The organism is Microcystis sp. M53603_WE2 (assembly GCF_030065435.1).
The window spans coordinates 1-2,640 of sequence record NZ_JASJFF010000387.1 but is presented as its reverse complement, the minus strand read 5'-3'; the positions used below and the strand labels follow the sequence as shown (position 1 = coordinate 2,640).

The window sequence follows — 2,640 nt, the reverse complement described above, 5'->3', positions numbered from 1 at the left end:
TAATGTCAAGGGTTTGTCATCGATTCTAAAGATTTTTTTAAGGTGCTAGTTAATTCTCGCACCGCTTGTTTTTTGGCTGCCCCGTCCCGTTGATAGGTGCTGTGCCAGCGTGCCGTCACATCGAGGGGTTCTGCTACGGTAATTATCGCCTTTTGTGGTGCAATTGCCGGCCGAGCTTGGCCTTTGCCCGTAATTTCGTGAATCAGGGCATTAATCATCAATAAAGTCTCTGCAAACCTTCTAGCGGTGGGTTTATTTTGTAGATAGTACTTGCTGAATAATGGTAAAACCCTTTGAAAATAAGGCTTTTGACCTGTTAAAATCTGATGTTAGTGCAAGAAAATAGGATTGGGACATTCAAAAACCTTGCATTATTCTCCTCGTAGTACATAAACTGGTACAAAAAAAGAGGGCAACAAAGCCTGAAACGACCGACGACCGGCTACTGACTCCTGACTCCTGACTCCTACCCCCAGGAAAAACTTTTTCAGCAAACCCTAGATAATGACCGGTGACGACGACAAAATTCTCCACCCATCTCATGTGCCAGAGATGTTGATGCGCTTCCGACGCGACTAGAGCCGCCAAACCCCTTTCCACGTCCGAGAGGGTTTGGATGTCCACGTCCCGACGATAGATCCAATCCCAGACCGTATCCTCGATATCCTGGGCGCGTTCGAGCAAATTGCGATCGCTATGGGGCTGCATTTGCAGATATCCCTCCAACATTTTTAATACTGCGTCCATCAATCCCTGTAAACGCAGGGTTAATCCCTCGATCGGACTCAAATTGGCTAACTTTGCCGCTTGTTCCTCTAACTGAATGGCGGTATGGAAACGCCGATCAAAACTTTCCATTTGTTCTAATAAATATTCAGCAATACGCAATAGTTTCGGGTAGAGTAGGGCCTCTTCCTCTGGGGTCAATTGCTGCTCTGGATTCCATTCCCTCGATGAGAGAGAGTTTTCTAATTGCCGATTGGCCCCATCCCCCGGAGGAAAACCACATTCGCGCTCGATCGCCCCACAGAGTTGCCAAATCTTCGGCCAGGGATTTTCTAAATACTGATACCTCACACCGATGGGGACAATAGACAGCTGCTGATTCTCCCCCGCTGCCACCAGATCCTCGACACACCAAAAACTGGTTTGAGCGCAGCCCAATTCTAAACGACTGACCAGTTCGCCGTGACCGTTGGTATAGCCTTCCGGCGCAATGGCCAAGGGAAATTGCCCGCGAACGTAGAGATGGCGCAGGGTACGCAAACAGCCGAAATCGGGACGACCGCGGATCACGGGAACGCCACCGATCGCCGGTAAGAGCCAATTAGCCACTGGACCTGCCCAGAGGGGAATCCCTCGATCGTAGAGAAAATAGCCAAAAACTGGCTTATTTAAACTTATTACCTCATTTGCCGCCATTTTAGGCAGGTTGGTATGAAGATAATGGATCAAGGAGGGGGGATCGTTAGTACTGGAATGACGATAGGCAAGCAGAAACCGCAACTGTCCAGCTTGGAAACGGCCGTAACAATCGACGAGAATTTCGCTATTTTCCCCTTCCACCCGCTCAATCTGACATTGCGATCGCAAATAGAAGGGCAACAGCCGATAAATTGCCGCCAAGACCAAGGGGTTAAAATGGGGGGCGAGAAATTTTAGCGGTGATTGGGCGCGGATAGGTTTTGTCATCGGAGAATGAGTTTATTATGGATAGAACAGAATCAAGGATTTTGAGCGGAGCCGGAGAAAATTATCGGTTCACCTAAGTATGATATTTGATTTTTTTCCATCTTCAATGCTCCTAAGTAGGGCTGGCTGAATAATGGTAAAAACCTTGTTGGGTAAGACTTTTAGACTTTTTGTCAATCAAAAAGTACCAGGCATGGCAGTGATGAGGGGGAAAATTGAGGCACTTTTTCCCTGAAAATTAGGTAATTGGCCACCTCAAAACCGGTAAAACCCCACACCCCACACCCCACACCCCACACCCTGTCCCCACGAAAAACTTTTTCAGCAAACCCTAAGTATCGGCGGACAAACTAGCCGCCGGTAAACCTCGATCGCCCGCTCTGACCTTCTCATCATTAACCGATCTAACTTTAACAACGCCCGTGAAACAACTGATTCAAGCCTTGGCTCTTTTGGGATTACTAGGAATCGCTGGATTGCTGCTTTTATTTCTTGCTCCTTCCTGGCCGACCCTTTTCGGTGTACTGGTTCTCGATCCCCGCGCTTTCGTCACCATTAAATCCCTGCGCTTTGGTTTGGAAGAAGCGATTATCGTTGTCTTTATCGCTAGTGTTTCCGAGGCGATCGGACAAAGTTTTGTCTTATTTATTAACCGGATTCCCCCCAGCCGCTTTATTTTTAGTTTATTAATTACTTCTATTCTCTACGCTTTTAATTTTGGCATTTGGGCCGCTGGACTTTGGCTAGTCACTATCCTCTTATTTCGGGGTGATACCCGCCTATTTGAGGTGGCCAGTACCCTAGGATTTATACTTTGCACGGCTACAACTTGCATTTTTTACTCAAGGACAATAATATAGTTTAAGAGTCATAATTAGAAGCAAAGCACTCATTAAAAACATGATTAACCTAGAATTCACGGAAGAAGAAAAGAACTCACTGTCTTAG

The 2,640-nt window shown here is 46.8% G+C and carries 3 protein-coding genes; 1 reads left to right on the top strand and 2 read right to left on the bottom strand.

The window, feature by feature from the left end; genetic code table 11:
• Positions 1-5: 5 nt before the first annotated feature.
• Positions 6-218, bottom strand: a complete 213-nt coding sequence (locus tag PX481_RS08245) for a hypothetical protein (RefSeq protein WP_052276232.1) — start codon at positions 216-218, stop codon at positions 6-8.
• Positions 219-357: 139 nt separating this feature from the next.
• Positions 358-1,692 carry a lysophospholipid acyltransferase family protein gene (locus PX481_RS08240; RefSeq protein WP_288094326.1) on the bottom strand — a complete coding sequence of 445 codons (1,335 nt, stop codon included), beginning with the start codon at positions 1,690-1,692 and terminating at the stop codon, positions 358-360.
• Positions 1,693-2,114: 422 nt separating this feature from the next.
• Between PX481_RS08240 and PX481_RS08235 the strand changes: the two genes are divergently transcribed.
• Positions 2,115-2,552 carry a hypothetical protein gene (locus PX481_RS08235; protein WP_288023968.1) on the top strand — a complete coding sequence of 146 codons (438 nt, stop codon included), beginning with the start codon at positions 2,115-2,117 and terminating at the stop codon, positions 2,550-2,552.
• The last annotated feature ends 88 nt before the right edge of the window (positions 2,553-2,640 follow it).